We start from the raw sequence: 2,319 nt of genomic DNA, 5'->3' as shown, positions 1-2,319 counted from the left end.
TATTATGTTAATTTTAAAGAAAGTTAAGAATATGAGAAAAGAGTTAAGAGAAATATTTATTCATGGATGTAATGAGAAAATTGAGAAAAAAGGAGATAATGTTGGTTTATCTTTCTATGCCTTTTTCAAGAATAAAAATGATAATCCTGAACTTTTAATGGAAGCAGCTAATTGGTGGATCATGCAACATAAATTAGATCATTTTGAAAAAGCCGTAAAAATTAAAGCACTTGTTTTAAGTGAGTCTTAACCGTGTAGTAAATGCTTTAGGGCTAAAATGAACAGCCCAACACTCTTAAGAATCTAAAAAATATAGTAAAAATTGGGACTATAAGCTCGCTTTTTTAGCTTCGTATAAGGTGTATTATATTAATTTTAGAAAAATTCAAAAATAGAAAATAATATTTTTTTTAATATTGAAAAATAAGTAATCTAAACAATTCTAATAAAAAAAGTTTGTTCTTATGGATTTTAAAGTAATTTTTTCACTTATAAGCATATGCTTTATTTGGGGATACCTTTGGGTAGTTATTAAGTTAGGCCTACAGACGTTTCCTCCTTTGTTATTTTCTGCTTTAAGATTAATTTTTGGTTCAATTGTACTTTTATTGGTTCTAATCGTTCTTAAAAAATCAATTTTACCAAAAAATAGTGAATGGATTCATTTAGTTATATTAAGTATTATGATGTGTGTTGGTTATTATGGAATATCAACAGTAGGTATGCAGTACGTAAGTTCTGGCATAGCATCAATTCTTGTTTATACAATGCCTATTATCATAGGATTTTTAGGTCATTACTTTTTAGAAGAAAAATTAACTTCTCAAAAAATAGTAGGGTTATTTATAGGAGCTATAGGGCTTCTTTCAATCATTTGGCCTGAAGTTAAAACGCTACATTGGGATCTAAGTCTAGTAGGCAATCTACTAATGATCATATCTGCTACATTTTGGGCTATTTCTATAATTTATATAAAAAAAATATTTTCTGATTATGAAAAAATAAAGTTAACTTTCTGGCAAATGTTTGTGGGTGGTCTAATTCTATTAGTTATCTCAATATTTGTAGAAAAAGCTGCTGGCATACAATGGAACACTCCAAAGAATATCTTTTATTTATTTTATAGTTCTGTATTAGGTACGGCTTTAGCGTTCGTTTGTTGGAATTGGATACTAAGTAAAATAGATGCTTCTGTTGCAAGCATGTCAATCATGAGTGTTCCATTGCTGGGCCTGTTATTTGGTCACTTCATTCTAAATGAACCATTACATTCAACTACTCTTTTAGGAACTTTTCTAATTTGTATAGGAATCTCTTTACACTCAGTTGAGATAAAGAAATTACAGCAATATTTTAAAAATACTCCTACCATTTAACATAATAGCGATTATACGAATTGAACTTTTCGTCATCTAGGAATATAGTGTGATTAACAATGTTAATCATAGGAGCTTAACATGGCTTCAAATGCACTAGTGACTACTCGCATCAATGAAAACATTAAGCATGAAGCAACGGAAGTTCTAGCAACAATGGGCTTAACCGTCTCAGATGCAGTCCGTTTGTTATTGACCAAAGTAGCTAAAGAAAAGGCTTTGCCTTTTGACATTTGGCAACCCAATGCTGAAACCATTGCAGCAATGGAAGAAGATCTAAGCAAAGCAAAGGGCTTCACTTCTGTAAAAGACTTGATGGCTGATCTAAATGCGGACGATTAAGTACACATCAGCATTCAAGAAAGACTATAAACGAGAGAAAAAAGGTCAGCATCGAAATACAGTCGATGCTGAACTACAAACTGTTTTAGAGTTATTACAAGCCGATGAACCTTTGCCTGAAAAGTATTGTGACCATGCTTTGGTCAGTAATTGGGTAGGTCATCGTGATTGCCATATCAAACCAGATCTTGTTTTAATTTATAAGAAAACAGAAGAAGGTGAACTGCTCATTTTGAAGTTAGTTCGATTAGGTAGTCATAGTGAACTGGCAATTTGAACGACCTAGTTTCAACGACAGAATTTAAAAAATTATCTTCAAAAATGGGAGCTTAAAGCTCCCATTTTTAATTTCGTATAAGGTGTATTATGTTAATTTTAGAAAATCTTAAACTTAATAACCCCTTAAAGCAGTTACTAAGTTTAAAAATAAATACTGAAAAATTTAGTTTGGTCTTTACTTTACTAAATCCCAATTTTTATGGTTACAAGATGGGCAACCATACCTTTCAGCTACCCATTTTGTAATTTGATCAGAAAATGCTAGTAATGCTACTCCCCCAGTCACAATAGCTACACAAATCGCAAAGGCGAAACCTGTACC

Annotated in this window: 4 protein-coding genes; all 4 read left to right on the top strand. The window is 31.3% G+C overall.

Annotation, left to right across the window (positions count from 1 at the left end):
• Positions 1-31: 31 nt before the first annotated feature.
• The 4 genes from GTU69_RS16500 (at position 32) to GTU69_RS16485 (ending at position 1,995) form a co-directional block, all read left to right on the top strand.
• The gene (locus tag GTU69_RS16500) at positions 32-250 is read left to right on the top strand and encodes a DUF6500 family protein (protein WP_166172133.1); all 219 of its coding nucleotides are present in this window, start codon (positions 32-34) and stop codon (positions 248-250) included.
• 214 nt (positions 251-464) lie between these two features.
• Entirely contained in the window at positions 465-1,376 is a 912-nt protein-coding gene (locus GTU69_RS16495) for a DMT family transporter (RefSeq protein ID WP_166172131.1), read from the top strand.
• A gap of 81 nt (positions 1,377-1,457) precedes the next feature.
• Positions 1,458-1,718: a type II toxin-antitoxin system RelB/DinJ family antitoxin gene (locus GTU69_RS16490; RefSeq protein WP_166172129.1), complete on the top strand. Its 261-nt coding sequence runs from the start codon at positions 1,458-1,460 to the stop codon at positions 1,716-1,718.
• The gene (locus tag GTU69_RS16485) at positions 1,705-1,995 is read left to right on the top strand and encodes a type II toxin-antitoxin system YafQ family toxin (protein ID WP_166172127.1); all 291 of its coding nucleotides are present in this window, start codon (positions 1,705-1,707) and stop codon (positions 1,993-1,995) included. Before GTU69_RS16490 ends, GTU69_RS16485 begins: the two co-directional genes overlap by 14 nt.
• Positions 1,996-2,319: the final 324 nt, after the last annotated feature.

The sequence above is a fragment of the Acinetobacter sp. SA01 genome (assembly GCF_011319235.1).
Taxonomy (GTDB): Bacteria; Pseudomonadota; Gammaproteobacteria; order Pseudomonadales; family Moraxellaceae; genus Acinetobacter.
Note: the sequence above shows the minus strand (reverse complement) of the source record. Positions and strands in the feature narration are given on the sequence as shown.